The organism is Paenibacillus sp. TSM33 (assembly GCF_056099025.1).
Genome location: NZ_JBLZXB010000013.1, coordinates 138,372 through 152,804 on the forward strand (window position 1 = coordinate 138,372; position 14,433 = coordinate 152,804).

At 41.9% G+C, this 14,433-nt stretch carries 14 protein-coding genes; 11 read left to right on the forward strand and 3 right to left on the reverse strand.

Annotated features, from left to right (window positions below; genetic code table 11):
* The first annotated feature begins 137 nt into the window (after nt 1-137).
* The 10 genes from ACN6NF_RS11660 to ACN6NF_RS11705 all read left to right on the forward strand — a co-directional run bounded on the left by ACN6NF_RS11660 (nt 138) and on the right by ACN6NF_RS11705 (nt 8,606).
* Nucleotides 138-1,727, forward strand: a complete 1,590-nt coding sequence (locus ACN6NF_RS11660) for an acetate--CoA ligase (protein ID WP_474317820.1) — start codon at nt 138-140, stop codon at nt 1,725-1,727.
* Nucleotides 1,728-1,774: 47 nt separating this feature from the next.
* Nucleotides 1,775-3,007 carry an aminopeptidase gene (locus ACN6NF_RS11665; protein WP_029514312.1) on the forward strand — a complete coding sequence of 411 codons (1,233 nt, stop codon included), beginning with the start codon at nt 1,775-1,777 and terminating at the stop codon, nt 3,005-3,007.
* Between the two features lie 246 nt (nt 3,008-3,253).
* A complete protein-coding gene (locus tag ACN6NF_RS11670; RefSeq protein WP_474317821.1) occupies nt 3,254-3,844 on the forward strand; it encodes a TetR/AcrR family transcriptional regulator in 591 nt (196 codons plus the stop codon).
* A gap of 18 nt (nt 3,845-3,862) precedes the next feature.
* Nucleotides 3,863-4,489 (forward strand): HXXEE domain-containing protein, encoded by a 627-nt coding sequence (locus ACN6NF_RS11675; RefSeq protein WP_474317822.1) that lies wholly within the window; start codon nt 3,863-3,865, stop codon nt 4,487-4,489.
* Between the two features lie 120 nt (nt 4,490-4,609).
* Complete coding sequence (locus ACN6NF_RS11680; protein ID WP_474317824.1) at nt 4,610-5,386, forward strand: DUF4309 domain-containing protein; 777 nt, start codon at nt 4,610-4,612, stop codon at nt 5,384-5,386.
* A gap of 143 nt (nt 5,387-5,529) precedes the next feature.
* Nucleotides 5,530-6,057 carry a TetR/AcrR family transcriptional regulator gene (locus tag ACN6NF_RS11685; RefSeq protein ID WP_474317825.1) on the forward strand — a complete coding sequence of 176 codons (528 nt, stop codon included), beginning with the start codon at nt 5,530-5,532 and terminating at the stop codon, nt 6,055-6,057.
* 210 nt (nt 6,058-6,267) lie between these two features.
* On the forward strand, nt 6,268-6,858 hold the full coding sequence (locus ACN6NF_RS11690) for a sulfurtransferase TusA family protein (RefSeq protein WP_474317827.1): 591 nt from the start codon (nt 6,268-6,270) through the stop codon (nt 6,856-6,858).
* Entirely contained in the window at nt 6,855-7,370 is a 516-nt protein-coding gene (locus tag ACN6NF_RS11695) for a DsrE/DsrF/DrsH-like family protein (RefSeq protein WP_474317829.1), read from the forward strand. The genes ACN6NF_RS11690 and ACN6NF_RS11695 overlap by 4 nt, the downstream gene beginning before the upstream one ends.
* Before the next feature lie 76 nt (nt 7,371-7,446).
* Nucleotides 7,447-7,713, forward strand: coding sequence for a metal-sensitive transcriptional regulator (locus ACN6NF_RS11700; RefSeq protein ID WP_016819043.1), 267 nt, complete (start codon nt 7,447-7,449; stop codon nt 7,711-7,713).
* A gap of 179 nt (nt 7,714-7,892) precedes the next feature.
* Complete coding sequence (locus ACN6NF_RS11705; protein ID WP_474317831.1) at nt 7,893-8,606, forward strand: DUF421 domain-containing protein; 714 nt, start codon at nt 7,893-7,895, stop codon at nt 8,604-8,606.
* Nucleotides 8,607-8,634: 28 nt separating this feature from the next.
* Here ACN6NF_RS11705 and ACN6NF_RS11710 read toward each other — a convergent pair whose 3' ends face one another.
* The 3 genes from ACN6NF_RS11710 to ACN6NF_RS11720 are packed head-to-tail and all read right to left on the reverse strand — an operon-like array spanning nt 8,635 to nt 12,587.
* On the reverse strand, nt 8,635-9,726 hold the full coding sequence (locus tag ACN6NF_RS11710; protein WP_474317833.1) for a GerAB/ArcD/ProY family transporter: 1,092 nt from the start codon (nt 9,724-9,726) through the stop codon (nt 8,635-8,637).
* Nucleotides 9,727-9,749: 23 nt separating this feature from the next.
* On the reverse strand, nt 9,750-10,958 hold the full coding sequence (locus ACN6NF_RS11715) for a Ger(x)C family spore germination protein (protein ID WP_474317834.1): 1,209 nt from the start codon (nt 10,956-10,958) through the stop codon (nt 9,750-9,752).
* 9 nt (nt 10,959-10,967) lie between these two features.
* Nucleotides 10,968-12,587, reverse strand: coding sequence for a spore germination protein (locus ACN6NF_RS11720; RefSeq protein ID WP_474317836.1), 1,620 nt, complete (start codon nt 12,585-12,587; stop codon nt 10,968-10,970).
* A gap of 232 nt (nt 12,588-12,819) precedes the next feature.
* Between ACN6NF_RS11720 and ACN6NF_RS11725 the strand changes: the two genes are divergently transcribed.
* Nucleotides 12,820-13,980, forward strand: a complete 1,161-nt coding sequence (locus ACN6NF_RS11725; protein WP_474317838.1) for a trans-sulfuration enzyme family protein — start codon at nt 12,820-12,822, stop codon at nt 13,978-13,980.
* Nucleotides 13,981-14,433: the final 453 nt, after the last annotated feature.

The window sequence follows — 14,433 nt, forward strand, 5'->3', positions numbered from 1 at the left end:
TTTCTTTTTGTCGTTTGTTTTACAAATTTTATTTTTTTCCAAATAAATTAGTTCTGGTATTAGAACCTGGTACTAAGACGTGTTATACTACATAAAGGGAATTGCTCTTATCTTATGTATAAAGGGGAAGGTATAACTTGACTGATCAGCAACAATGGCTTGCGCATGAATATTACAATATGACTTCGGAAATGGAACACCATGAGGCTGGTAAGACCGCACTCAAGTGGTTAAGTGAGACAGGAGAATACGAAGAAATCACCTACGGAGAGCTGTTAAAAAAAGCAAACCGGCTGGCTGGAGGACTTGCAAGTCTGGGATTTAACAAAGGGGACAGAGTTCTGGTCGTAGTACCACGGCGTATTATTGCATATGTCATTTATCTGGCATGCTTGAAGCTGGGGCTTGCTGTCATCCCATCTTCAGAAATGCTGCGGGCCAAGGATATTGCATATCGCCTTCGCCATTCGGAAGCGCGTGCAGTCATTGCCTGGACCGGAGTAACAGGTGAAATAGATAAAATCAGCGATGATTTGCCTGCTTTGGATCATCGCATTGTAGTCCCTAGGGACCGCACAGTAGATGCACCAGGCTGGCTCGTGCTGGATGAGCTGATGGAAGGACAAGAAGATATTTTTGAAGCTGTGAAGACACACCGTGATGACATGGCCATTCTGGCCTATACTTCGGGTACCACAGGAAATCCTAAAGCTGTTGTACATAGCCATGGCTGGGGATATGCCCATCTGCGGATAACATCACCATGGTTGGACATTCGAGCTTCAGACATAGTATGGGCCACAGCCGCACCTGGCTGGCAAAAATGGATTTGGAGTCCGTTTTTATCGGTACTGGGAAATGGAGCGACTGGATTCGTATATAATGGTTCGTTCCGTCCGGGTCGTTATTTGCAGTTGCTGCAGCAATACGGAATCCAAGTGTTATGTTGTACACCGACGGAATATCGAATTATGGCAAAAATGGATGGTTTGGATCAATACGATCTATCCCAATTGCGCAGTGCAGTTTCTGCAGGAGAGCCGCTCAATCAGGAGGTTATTAGCAAGTTTCAGGAGCAGTTCAACATTACGATTCGTGATGGCTACGGCCAAACCGAGAGTACGTTAATTATTGGAAATCTAAGAGACACACCTCTACGCACAGGCTCGATGGGCAAATCTATTGCACCGGGACTTGTTGAGGTCGTAGACGAGGATGGTATTCCGCTGGCTCCAGGGCAAGTGGGCGATATTGCAGTGCGTGCTGATCTGCCGGCATTGTTTCATACGTATTATCATGATCCAGAACGCAAGTTAGCTAGTGTGCATGGAGATTATTTTGTAACAGGAGACCGGGCTCGAAAGGACGAGGATGGATACTTTTGGTTTGAAGGACGCGGTGATGACATCATTATCAGTTCTGGCTATACCATTGGTCCTTTTGAAGTAGAAGAAGCGCTGATGAAGCATGATTCTGTGCAGGAATGTGCAGCGGTAGCCAGTCCGGATGAAATCCGTGGACATGTTGTAAAAGCCTTCATCGTGCTCAAAGCCGGGGTAGAAGGATCACCGGAGTTAGTGAAGGAACTGCAACATCATGTGAAAACATGGACGGCACCTTACAAATATCCACGAAAAATAGAGTTTATCCAGGAACTCCCTAAAACCAGCTCAGGCAAAATACGGAGAGTAGAGCTGCGTGATTTGGAGAAGCAATCCGTACTATAGTGATGAAATCATTTAGTGTAATCAAAACGGAATAGGAGCGTGGAAAAATGAGTACATTTGAATCATTGTTGGAGCAATATGCAGAACTGGTCGTAAGAGTAGGGGTCAACATTCAGCCAGGACAGGCGTTGTTGGTAACTGCACCACTGGAAACTGTTGAGTTTACACGCCTGATTGTCAGCAAAGCCTATGAAGCAGGCGCTAAATATGTACAGGTAGAGTTTGAGGACGATTCCATTACACGCAGTCGTTTTGAACATGGTGACGAAGCCAGCTTTGATTACTATCCTGCTTGGAAAGCAGACATGATGGAGAAATTCGCCGAAGAGGGTGGAGCTACACTAACGATTAAAGTGCCGAACCCGGATTTATATCAAGGTATTGACCCGGAACACGTTTCTCGCGCAACAAAGGCGGCGGCTACTGCGAGAGAAGGCTATGCTCACTATACGCGGAATGCTAAGATTAGCTGGTGCCTGATTAAAGCACCGACGAAGGCTTGGGCAGATAAAGTTTTTGCCGATATAGCAGAAGAGGACCGGATTCGTGTCATGTGGGATACGATTTTCCAAATGAATCGTGTAGATGGCTCCGATCCAATTCAAAATTGGCAGGGACATTTAAACAATCTCGAACAGCTACAAAACAAGCTGAATCATAAAAACTATAAAAGCCTCCATTATCGTGCACCAGGAACAGATTTGAAAATTGAATTGGCCGAAAGACATATTTGGCGTGGTGGCGGCGGCGAAAACGCCCAAGGAATTTATACCGTGGCAAATATGCCGACAGAAGAAGTGTTCACAATGCCTAAGCGTACAGGTGTCAACGGCCACATCACAAGTACCATGCCACTTAATTTAAATGGGCAACTGGTAGATCGAATTACGTTTACCTTTAAGGACGGTAAGGTCACCGAATATACAGCAGAATCCGGCGAGCAGCATCTCACTCATTTGCTCGCTACAGATGAAGGGGCCTGCTATCTGGGAGAAGTTGCCCTGGTGCCGCACGATTCACCGATTTCCAATCTCAATCGCATCTTTTATAATACAGGTATCGACGAAAATGCCTCCTGTCACTTGGCCCTAGGCAGTGCGTATCCATTTAATATCGAAAATGGGACACAAATGAACCGGGAGGAGTTACTCCAGAACGGTGCCAATGTCAGCCTGACTCATGTTGACTTTATGATCGGCTCAGCCGAGCTGGATATTGATGGTGAACTGCAAGACGGAAGCACAGAGGCTGTGTTCCGCAAAGGAAATTGGGCAATTTAGTTTAGTCTTTTCTTAATCTCACTTCACTCAACCCGCAAACGATCTGATTCGTTTTGCGGGTTTTTTCATAGCCTAATTCTCATATCTTTACTTGTTTTGTGAAATGTAAAGTGCTAAGCTAAGTTCAAACAATAATTTAAACATTGTTTTAAATATCGTTTTAATTTTTGCTTAAATTGTTGTTTTGCTTAAAGTAGTCCGTTTCATTAGTCCGTTAGAATTTAACTAAACAGGAGGAGGAAAAAGATGAGTCACCCAGACAAAAAACAACAGACCAAAGAAAAAATTCTACAGTCTACGCTGGAGTTTATTCAAAAGAAAGGTTTCGAAGCGGTTACAATCCGGAAAATTGCTGACCTGTCTAGTACTAATATTTCTCTAGTTAATTATTATTTTGGCTCCAAGGAAAATTTGCTCAGTGAAGCTATTGAAGTGATTCTACACAGCTTTCAGCACACATTTTCTGTTTTGGACAATACAGCGATGCCTCCGCAAGATAGACTGAAACAATTTTTACTTAACTATTTACAGGTCATTCGCCAATATCCAGAGCTACTGTCTCGAATTATTGTGATGGGCAGCACGCCCTTTACATCTCAACAGGAATACGGAAGATTTTTAAACATGATGGGGTTTCCAAAGGTCCAGAACACAATCAAGGAGTTAACAGGTGAGCAACAGCCAGAGCGGTTATTAGCTATGATGCTGCAAATATTCGGAGCCATTTTTCTGCCTGCACTGATGAGTCCGATTCTTGAATCTGGAGCAGTTGTGGAAATGCCTACAATAGAGGAACAATTAAACCTGCTGTTTGAAAGATATTTTGATCAAAAATAAATCTTAGGGGTGAATGCCATGGATATTTTGAGAAAATATTGGCAAGATGCAGGAGGCATCATCGGAGTGGCTGTATGTATTGTTTTGCTTATGAATTCAGCCATCTTATCGGATCTATCAGGCATACTGTGGTTAAGCTTTGTGGCTATTTTGTTTCACCAATTTGAAGAATACCGCTGGCCCGGATATTTTGCGGGTTTATTTAACAATGTTTTGTTTAAAAGTGAAGCCCCGGATCATTACCCCTTGAACACTCAATCAGCAATGATCATTAATGTGGCAATTGCCTATGTATTTTATCTACTCCCCGTCTGGTTTCCCCACGTAATCTGGCTTGGACTCGCACCTGTGTTGATGGGATTTTTTCAGGTCATCTGGCACGGAATTGTTGTCAATCTCAAAGCAAAAACTGTATATAATCCCGGCTTGTTTACGGCACTTCTCCTGCATGTCCCTGTCGGAATCTGGTATATCCATGAAATTGTTAAGCGAGACATTCCTACGGCAATAGACTGGATTGCAGGCACAATCTACTTTGTTTTTGCTGTATACATCTTCATTATTAAAGGGAATATATGGTTGAAGAAGAGTGACTCACCTTACGCCTTTTCTAAACAGCAGCTAGGAATTTATGATCGCAGGTAGGGGATATTAGAAAATCGCAAATGCACTTGTTTACAAGTTGGATACAAGTAGAGGTATTCTCGAAACGAGGTTCGGTTACACTTGGTTTGTACCCAAGAACAAGGAAAGAGTGATCTCATAATGAAACTTACACATCAATCTCATAAGCGTAAAAAGTTAGCTTGCAAGCTGGTCACCACCAGCGCTTTATTGGCTATAGGTTTTGCAGTAATGACGGGATGCGGCCATAGCGAAGAAGCAAACTCAACTGCTCCATCTACAACAAAATCAGCCACACCATCTGCCAGTAATTCAACAGATCAGAACACAGATAACAATACTAATCAGCAAGATACTCCCAATAACAAGACGAGTACAGATATCAGTAAGCCTAGTGCGGATTCAGAAAATTCCAAGAAACCTGGAAAAGAGTCTGATCAAGGTTCAACCTCGACACAGAGTACTACAGCCACACCTGACAGTAAACACAGCTCCGCAGCTGCTATAATGAGCGCAGCCAAGCAGGGGACGTTGCCCAATCTGCCTAAAGGTCTTGGTCTAGGAACGAGCAGCGATCTGTTGTTCGAGCTATGGGGGAAATCCGATTCTGGTTCTACAGGCCCTATGAGAAGTTACGCTAAATATCATACAGATCTCATACTGGATGGAAGTGACAAAGTTACAGAAATTACTTCTTACGATCCACAATATAAGAAGTTGCTTATTAAACAAGTTATTAGCGAACTAGGCCAGCCCACAGAAACAATTGACACCTCTAAAGACACATCCGGCACAGCAGAAGCTAATTATACGATCAACAACACGTCAGATCTTAGCTATTATTTAGTATTTTCTTATCAAACCAAAACGCAAAAGGTCAATTATGTTCGGTTTTACTTTAACACGATGACGCCATAATGGAGTGTGCCAAAGAGTCGTTTCCATCATGATTAGGGAGGCGACTTTTCTGGTTCATTGCATTTTTAGAGTGTGACATTTATACTAATTAGTAATTGATTAATCACTACTAGGAAAATGTAATAAACAAAGGATGAGAAAATATGGCTAAAGCTACATCAACATCAATAAATCGCCAAAAGGAAATCATATCTGCTGCTATCGAAGTTTTTGCGGAAATGGGTTACTACCGAGCTACAACAGCCAAAGTTGCCGAACGGGCCAATATTTCTCAGCCCTATGTTTTCCGCTTTTTTGCTACCAAGGAAGCTTTGCTTATTGAAGCGTTGAAGGTTTCATTTGCACGCATCATAGACTCTTTTCACCAGGTTATTCATTCGGCTTCGTCGGAGCAGTTAGAGCAAGAACTGATTGTAGCCTATTCGCAAATTATGATGGACTATCGCAATGAAATACTCTTACAAATGCAGGCGCAGACGATCCGTGAGGATGTGGTTGTAACCGTGATGCAACAGGGGGTACGTGAGATCCATACGACGGTCTATAAAGCTTTCCGGCAGGCAGGTATTGAACAAGCCATGGAAAAAACGATGCTTTTTCTCGCCAGAGGCATGTTGTGTAATATCTCGATGTCGTTGGATCTACCAGAACTGATGAAAATAGACAATTAATTTTATGTATGCAGTAGAGTCGCACCTTTGTGCGGCTTTTTTGTTTGCTTTTAGTTAGTACAAGGCATAAATTCGTTAGTTTCTGAGCGAAAGGAGCTAACTAGGTTGACAAGGGAAGTGAGTCTCGCTATTATTATACCTATAGGGGTATATGTATATAAAGAAATTAGTACTAGACTAACCCCCACAAAAAAAGGCGGAGGTACCACTATGTCATCAACTAATCATATCCAAGCAGATCAAATTCTCGATTGCAAAGGCCTTGCTTGTCCTATGCCGATTGTAAAAACAAAAAAAGCTATGAATGAACTCCATGCCGGACAGATTATGGAGGTTCAAGTAACTGACAGAGGTTCGTTAGTGGATTTTCAGAGCTGGGCCCAAGGCACCGGACATCAGTATTTGGGCACTCTTCAAGATGGAGATGTCATGCGACATTATCTTCGCAAAGCAAATCCAACTGAAGTGAAGGAGGAACAAGCATTTCCTTCAACGATAAGTCATAAGGAACTGCAAACAAAATGGTCTGCAAAGGAGAACTTCATTTTGCTGGATGTTCGTGAACCCGCCGAATTTGCTCTTAAACACATCCCTGGATCTAAGCACATCCCTCTCAGAGAACTGGAGAACAGACTCGCTGAGCTGAATCTGGAAGATGAAATCGCAGTGATCTGCCAAGCTGGAGCACGCAGTGAAAGGGCCTGCCGCTTGTTGGCAGACAAAGGGGCTAAAAACGTCAAATCTGTGCTTTCAGGCATATCCGACTGGGCAGGAGAAACAATGGGGAGCGATTCCATATGAGTACAGCAGCAGGAACTTATGCAGAGAATCAAGAGCAAGCTCAGCCCAAAACAACGATTATATTATTTAGCGGCGAGCTGGATAAGGCACTGGCTGCATTCATTATTGCGAATGGAGCGGCGGCATATGATCATGAAGTAACTATTTTCTTTACATTTTGGGGACTAAATATATTGCGTAAGGATGAACTCATACGCTCCAATAAAGGAATGCTCGAAAAAGCCTTTGGCTGGATCATGCCTCGTGGACCGAAAAAGCTGGCACTTTCCAAAATGAATTTCGTCGGACTGGGACCACAGATGATCAGGCATGTCATGAAAAAGCATAATGCGCTCTCTCTTCCAGAGCTAATAGCGTTAGCACGAGAGCAAGGGATCAGGCTCGTCGCTTGCACCATGACCATGGATTTATTAGGACTTCAACAAGAAGAACTAATAGACGGTGTAGTGTATGCTGGAGTAGCTGCCTACTTGGGAGATGCATCGCAGGGGCAGGTGAATCTATTTATTTAGGGTATTCTATTTACTTTTTTGGTTTATAATATACCTATACGTGTATATGGTAAGTCAGAAAAGGAGTGCATTGCTTATGGATTACAATTACAGTGATGAACTGAAAACGCGCTTGAGAAGGATTGAGGGCCAGGTGCGTGGGGTGCTTCGTTTAATGGATGAGGGAAAGTCGTGCAAGGATGTAGTCAGCCAGCTATCAGCTGTACGCAACGCATCAGATAAAGCAATAGCCCAAATTGTAGCAGAAAATCTGCAACGTTGTATATTGGAAGAGCGAGAAGCTGGAGGAGATACAGATAAGCTGGTTAAAGAAGCAATTCAGCTGCTGGTGAAAAGTAGATAATTATGTGAATACACGAAAACAAAGAATATATAATAGCCGTAATTAAAAAGTTCGCTGCCTCTAGCTGGCGGCGGGCTTTTTTTCGGACAACTTTAGCAATGGAATAAACCTTTGTTTATATAGAAGTATACGAGTGTAAATAACCCATAGAAAAATAACTTCTTTCGGAGGGTATATGTATGGAGGTATTTGTCACAATTGGTGTCAAATTGATCATCAGCTTTTTTGGCCTATGGCTTATTACTTTTATTACAGGTCGAAAAACACTCAGCCAGTTAACACCACTCGATTTTCTGACATCATTAGTATTAAGCGAAATTGTAGGGAATACGTTATATGACGATAAGGTGACGATCTGGCATCTTTTGTTTGCTTTGGCACTATGGTGCGCGCTGGCCTACTTTTTCGAAAAGGCGACGACCCATTTTGTGAAATTTGGATATATGGCAGAAGGTCGAACAGTGCTGCTCGTAGATAAAGGGCAGGTTAATCAAAAAATGCTGGAGAAATATGATATAGAATTTACACAGCTACTCTCCATGCTACGCCAGCAAAATATTTTTTCTCTGCGTGAGGTTTGGTACGCCACTCTAGAGACGAACGGCTCATTGTCAGTCATGCGCAAACCCGAATACGAGCCACCTGCTGCTCAGGATATGGGAATAGATGCACAGCCTGACCTTTTTTCTGTTACTGTCATTGATAAGGGAAGGTTGCTAAATGAATCTATGCGCGGGAAAACAATTGATATAGAGCTGATAAAAGCAAAGGCGCGAGAGCAGGGGTATGACAGCATCGACGAGATTGCCTATGCAGAATATAGCGAGGATGGAACGCTCCATGTGGTGCCGATGAATGAGAATAAACATCATAAAAGAGGTAGACATATTTGAACTATCCTATCCTTATGAAGAGAACTGTTTATTTGTCTCTTTTTCTTTTTCTAATAACAATAACGGTAAACAGTAACAAAGGGAGGAAAATTTGAAAAATAGGAAACCAGGAATTAAGAACAAATTTTCGACCGATTACCATGTGATGAATATAGTTAGGGGACAAAAAAGAAAGACCATAAATAAGTGCTGCAAGGGGAAGAATCCATTTTTTAAATCCGACTCCGGTTATTTTTTCTAGTCCTATCACAGCACCATTAAAAAATAAAGACATTTTGATGATCAAGCCAAGAAAAAGAAGCAAGGTGAAAAGGGCATCCATTCGTTCGAACAGATCTGCTAATTCAATCAACTGAACGGTTTCCAAAAGAGGAAGTGTGCTATTTGCGGCGATCTTGGGTCCGAGAACAAAAATATCCAATTGATTAACAAATGTTAGAGCAAGTGCGGTCATTATATAGGCAAAGGAAACGGGTTTTGTGAGATTCCGCCCTTTATGTACAAGCGGATAAAATACAAGAAATAACACAGTTTGTCCGAATGGAAAGGAGATAAGCTCAGGAATAGCGGCTTTAAATATGGGTCTCCATCCTTCCTCTAAAACCGGAAAGGAATTTTCCAAGTGAAAGAGACCAGTTGCCGGAATTAATATACTAATTATGGCGTATCCAAGTACAAAAAAAGGGAAAAGGAACAAGCAAAATAAGAACAATGCTTTGTAGCCGTAACGAACTGTGTTGGATACGACCACAATTGTGATCAAGATGATGATCCACAAAGGGGTTTGGCGGAGCAAAGTCATTACGGTTACCTCGCCTAAATCGCGTATGTTCCGAGATGCTTCATATGTAAAATACATCACAAAAAGTAAGTTAATGAGTGTACCCACATATTTCCCTGTGTAACGGCGAAACAACATGAACAAATCTAAATCAGGATCTTGATGGTGAATAGCAAGATGAAGCATTAGCAGAAGAAGTCCTGCTAAAGCTCCTACCAACATAACTAACCAAGCATCTTGCTTTGCTTCAGCTCCCATTAAAAACAAAGTTGTACTTCCAACCTCAAATAAAGACATACAAATGATCAGCTCAGATACTCGGATTGTATTTTGACGCATTGCTTCAATTCACCTCTCCCTACTTATTCATTTTTCAACAGTTCGTTAAAAGATTTTTCGAATAATCCTGGACGTGCAAGCTTCATTTTTACACCTATTTTTATATCCATGTTTGCGAACTCTTCAGGCCATGTCTCTTTTATTTTTTTCCAGTCTTTTGGATACTTGTGATGAATTTTATTTCCAACACCAATAAGGTCGATATTCTTTTGCTGTAAGGCTTTCCAGCCTTCCTGAATTTGCAATTTGATTATTTCCGCTGCTTGCATCTGCAATTGATGTATACTTTGCATATTTTTCATTTCTCTTTGCGAAGAGGCTGACAAAAGATCTCCGGTAGCTTTAACGTCTACGTTTAGGTAAAAATGATTTGAATTCTTGATTGGCGTTACCTTAACTTTGGCTTTCCGGATGAGAAAAGCGGACGTAACACTCCCATCCACATAGTTAATAGTGGTGTTATTAATCTGGTTGTTTAACCATGAAACACCTATACTTTCTTTTGCATTTAGGAAGCCGACTCTCTTGTCTTTCTGAAAAAGGCTTAAGCCCGATAACTTGAGTTTACTTTTGGCGGAGGTTTCCTTGAAAACATCAACGGAATCTAGTTTCTCGGGTTCGGTGCCCTCAAGAGATATTTCTGGAACTCCGGCTGCACCACTATCGGAGCTGATTTTTGAAATAAATTCATACATGGATAGTGCAGGATAAATCGATCCTAATTTGCTATCTCTTTCTACAATTTTTTCTAAAGCTTGACCAGGAATTTTCTCTGGTGGTACAAGCTTTTTTAAAAAATCACGAGCCTCTCCGTTGGCAATGAATATTTTTACAGTTTCTCGTGAATCAAGGTTGCGGAGGTAAATATCAATAATCTCTTCAATGCCTTGTTCTGCTGTTTTTTTCCCAATAACGAGTATATTATTTTGGGCAAAATATAGTTTTCGTGAATATTCCAGGCTACTCTTCGTAACGGTCTCTCTCAATGTTTTTCCATGTGTAGAAAAGGTATGTACAGCGCTTTGCGATGCCCCGGTGGAAGAACCACCTGAGCCAGTCGTCATGGCTGATGGAATTATAATTTGATAGGTATTGATCCAGTCGCCCTTATGTCCATCAATTCCAGTTGCTGTTGTGATGGCTAATTCGTTCAATTCTGTACGATCTACGCACCCTGTAAGTAATAACCCTGCAATAAACAGAACATAACTAACTCTTAATTGCCGCACCATTGATCTCTCCTATTTTTGGGTATCAGACTTGTCATTATTTTTGATTTTATCCGAACTAGCAGGGTATTGGTGAGCTGCCTGTCTTGTCTGGTTATGGCCTGTTTTTTTGCTAGGTCTAGTTTTCATAGCCCACCACGGAGCTCTGATGATAAGGTCCTTCATATTAGATTTAAAGGTGGGGCTGTAGGGCACAAAATAATCAACTCCGAATGATTTGAGAGATACAAGGTGAACAAGAAGGGGGATAATTCCTATTAAAATACCGAATAATCCCAGAGCCCCCGCCAGTAGCATAAGTGCAAAACGCAACAACCTGACTGCTGAAGCCATACCAAAATACGGGATGACAAAGTTCGATATAGCAGTGAAGGCTACAACGATAACCATTGCACCTGAGACCAGTCCGGCTTGCACCGCTGCCTGCCCGATAACCAGAGCTCCTACAATGGAAACGGCTGGTCCGATGACCCGTGGCATTCGCACACCTGCTTCACGAATCACTTCAAACATCAATTCCATCATTAATGCTTCAATTAATGCAGGAAAAGGAGTTCCTTCCCGTTGAGCCATCAGCGTAATTAACAGCGTGGTGGGGATCATTTCCTGCTGGAAAGTCGTCAAGGCTATAAATAGAGAGGGAAGCAACAATGAGACTAGAAAAGATACCACACGAAGAGCCCTTAAAAAAGTTGAAATGTCATATCTCTGGTAGTAGTCTTCGGCCGTCTGAAAGAAATTAAAGAAGGTTACAGGTGCAATCAGAGCGAATGGCGTCCCATCAACCAGAACAGCTACTTGTCCGTCTAAAAGGCTACCTGCGACTGTATCCGGACGCTCTGAGTTTAGCATGGTGGGAAAGAGACTAAGTGGTTCATCCTGTATGAATTCTTCGATGTAGCCACTTTCAAGTATGCTGTCTGTATCAATGGATTGAAGCCGTTTAGTAATTTCATGCACTACTTCTGGATTAGCGACACCTTCAATGTAAGCTAAAATGATTTTAGTTTGTGTATATCGCCCAATAATATGACTATCAAATTTAAGGTCAGGTGTCCGCAATTTTCTTCTGATCAGTGTGATGTTGGTTGAGATATCCTCCGTAAATCCTTCTTTAGGACCCCGCACTACGGTTTGGGTACTGGGTTCCTGAATAGCTCGTCTTACTCCGCCGCCGATGGAAACTGCCAGGGCATATGTACTTCCATCGATAGCAATGACAGCATTGCCGGAGAGGATGGATTGATAAATTTCATTTTGCGAGTGTATCATTTGAATATTTCCTGATGGGATTGTTCTTTTTATTAGCGAAACTGCGGTATTTTCTTCAAGCTTAAAAGAAGCTGCGGAGACCGACTCTGTAATTAAGCCCTCCATTAAATCGGAAAGCAAGTTTTGGTCAATCAGCCCCTCAATATAACAAACGGCGAGATGTCCAGCATGGATAGAACTTTCGGAAAAATCACGAATGATAAAATCAGAGCTTTGTCCGAGTTTTAATTTAAGTAAAGATAGTGTATGTGTTAATGATGGATTTATGGGTTCTGAAGAGGCCTGCTGTTTGGATTTTTCGATATCCTGTGTGTACCTTTTTCCAGGCTTCAGAACATTTCTAATCCAACGTGTTAACACAAGTAAACCCCCTCTATATTGATAAAGCATATCTTTGCCCTGCAACCCAAAAATATACGCTATTTTTATGAATTGGATACTTAGTGAAAGACATTTGGAAGCCTCATAACTCCCCATATTTCGAAAATTAAACAGCACAGGTCCAAAGCAATTTGATTTATAGAATATTTGAGTCCCGGATTGAGGAGACTACCTCTTATGGTTTTGAAATTTTAGAAAGTGGTGATCAGATTTGAGTTTCTCGGATGATCAGCTTATCTGTCTCCGATTTGAGGACGAACTAGGGTATTTTGCTAAGGCTGCTGCTCCTCCTATTTATGAGACTGCTCCATTTTTCTTTGATACCTACGAAGACTATGCTGAAGCGGCTAATCATGAGAAGGAGCATTATGTCTATTCGAGAGGAACCAATCCTACCGTTCGGATTGCAGAACAAATGATTGCTGCGCTAGAAGGTGGGGAGGACTGCAAATGTTTTGCTTCCGGAATGGCTGCTATCAGTGCCGCTCTAATGTGTAGCTTATCCGCAGGGGACCATTTGATTCTGGTCGGACATATATATGAAACCTCCATCAGCCTAGCCCAATATTTAAAGAGGTTCCATATAGACATTACAATCGTACATTCGACTTCTACGGAAGCAGTTGCTGATGCCATCAAACCGCAGACCCGCGCTATTCTTATGGAGTCTCCTACCTCATTCACATTTGATATGGTAAATATTCAGGAGGTAACTTCACTTTCCAAAGCGAAGGGTATACGCACAATCATAGATAATTCATGGGCTACACCCCTGTTCCAAAAACCATTAGAATGGGGCGTTGATATCGTCGTTCACTCCGCATCCAAGTACTTGGGGGGACATAATGATTTAATTGCAGGGGCAGTAATCGCTTCTAAAGAGATAATAAATCGTATGTATGCTGAAGAATATGAATTGATTGGCGGTTCGTTAGCCCCTTTTGAAGCCTGGCTACTCATTAGGGGTCTAAGAACACTCCCGCTCCGTATGGAAGCCCATCAGAGAAATGCTCTGTTGGTTGCTCGTTTTCTATCAGATCATCCGGCTATTTCCAGAGTAAACCATCCCGGACTTCCCACTCATCCACAACATGAGCTGGCATCTAGACAGCTCAAAGGGTATGCCGGATTATTCAGTTTCGAACTAAAGGATTCGACTTATGAGGATATATGTAGAGTGATCAATAAACTGCGACTGATTCGGATCGGTGTATCGTGGGGTTCTATGGAGAGCCAGGTGATCTCACCGAACTACGGGTTCAATAAGCAGAGTCTAAAAAAACAGCACATGCCCGAATCGCTAATTCGCTTGGCTGTGGGGCATGAACCTGCTGAACTTTTAATAGAAGATCTAGCTACAGCTTTAAGCTAAGCGATCATTTCAGGATTTTATATAAAAAAAGCGAAAGCAGCAGTTCCAGTAAAGAGCTTCTGCTTTATGATTTATAACGTTTATACCTTCGGTTGTTATAGATAAATCACTATGTGTAGGCGTGGCTCAGTAAAAAATTACACTGCGTAGAAACACAAATCATTTACTGGTAAATATTACAACTTGTTTGTTGGGTATACACGTGATAAATTATATATCCAGCCAGTTAAACGGCTGTTGAATTGATCTTTGAAAACTGAACAACGAGTGAGTACGGATTTTATTTATAAAATCCAATGCTGAAATTTTGGTACATGCCATCTGGCTGTATGAAATGGAAGCAAAAATGAGATATTTTATCTCGTCAGTTTCAAAATGAGCTAATCGCTCTTTCTATATTGTTTCATCTTCGGTTCTTCTCATTGGAGTGGATGAAGATGAAACAGGTTGACG

Excerpts from the sequence above, each read along its gene's own strand:
- ACN6NF_RS11665 (WP_029514312.1), top strand. The coding sequence starts at position 1,775 with ATGAGTACATTTGAATCATTGTTGGAGCAATATGCAGAACTGGTCGTA.
- ACN6NF_RS11670 (WP_474317821.1), top strand. The coding sequence starts at position 3,254 with ATGAGTCACCCAGACAAAAAACAACAGACCAAAGAAAAAATTCTACAG.
- ACN6NF_RS11675 (WP_474317822.1), top strand. The coding sequence starts at position 3,863 with ATGGATATTTTGAGAAAATATTGGCAAGATGCAGGAGGCATCATCGGA.
- ACN6NF_RS11680 (WP_474317824.1), top strand. The coding sequence starts at position 4,610 with ATGAAACTTACACATCAATCTCATAAGCGTAAAAAGTTAGCTTGCAAG.
- ACN6NF_RS11685 (WP_474317825.1), top strand. The coding sequence starts at position 5,530 with ATGGCTAAAGCTACATCAACATCAATAAATCGCCAAAAGGAAATCATA.
- ACN6NF_RS11690 (WP_474317827.1), top strand. The coding sequence starts at position 6,268 with ATGTCATCAACTAATCATATCCAAGCAGATCAAATTCTCGATTGCAAA.
- ACN6NF_RS11695 (WP_474317829.1), top strand. The coding sequence starts at position 6,855 with ATGAGTACAGCAGCAGGAACTTATGCAGAGAATCAAGAGCAAGCTCAG.
- ACN6NF_RS11700 (WP_016819043.1), top strand. The coding sequence starts at position 7,447 with ATGGATTACAATTACAGTGATGAACTGAAAACGCGCTTGAGAAGGATT.
- ACN6NF_RS11705 (WP_474317831.1), top strand. The coding sequence starts at position 7,893 with ATGGAGGTATTTGTCACAATTGGTGTCAAATTGATCATCAGCTTTTTT.
- ACN6NF_RS11710 (WP_474317833.1), bottom strand. The coding sequence starts at position 9,726 with ATGCGTCAAAATACAATCCGAGTATCTGAGCTGATCATTTGTATGTCT.
- ACN6NF_RS11715 (WP_474317834.1), bottom strand. The coding sequence starts at position 10,958 with ATGGTGCGGCAATTAAGAGTTAGTTATGTTCTGTTTATTGCAGGGTTA.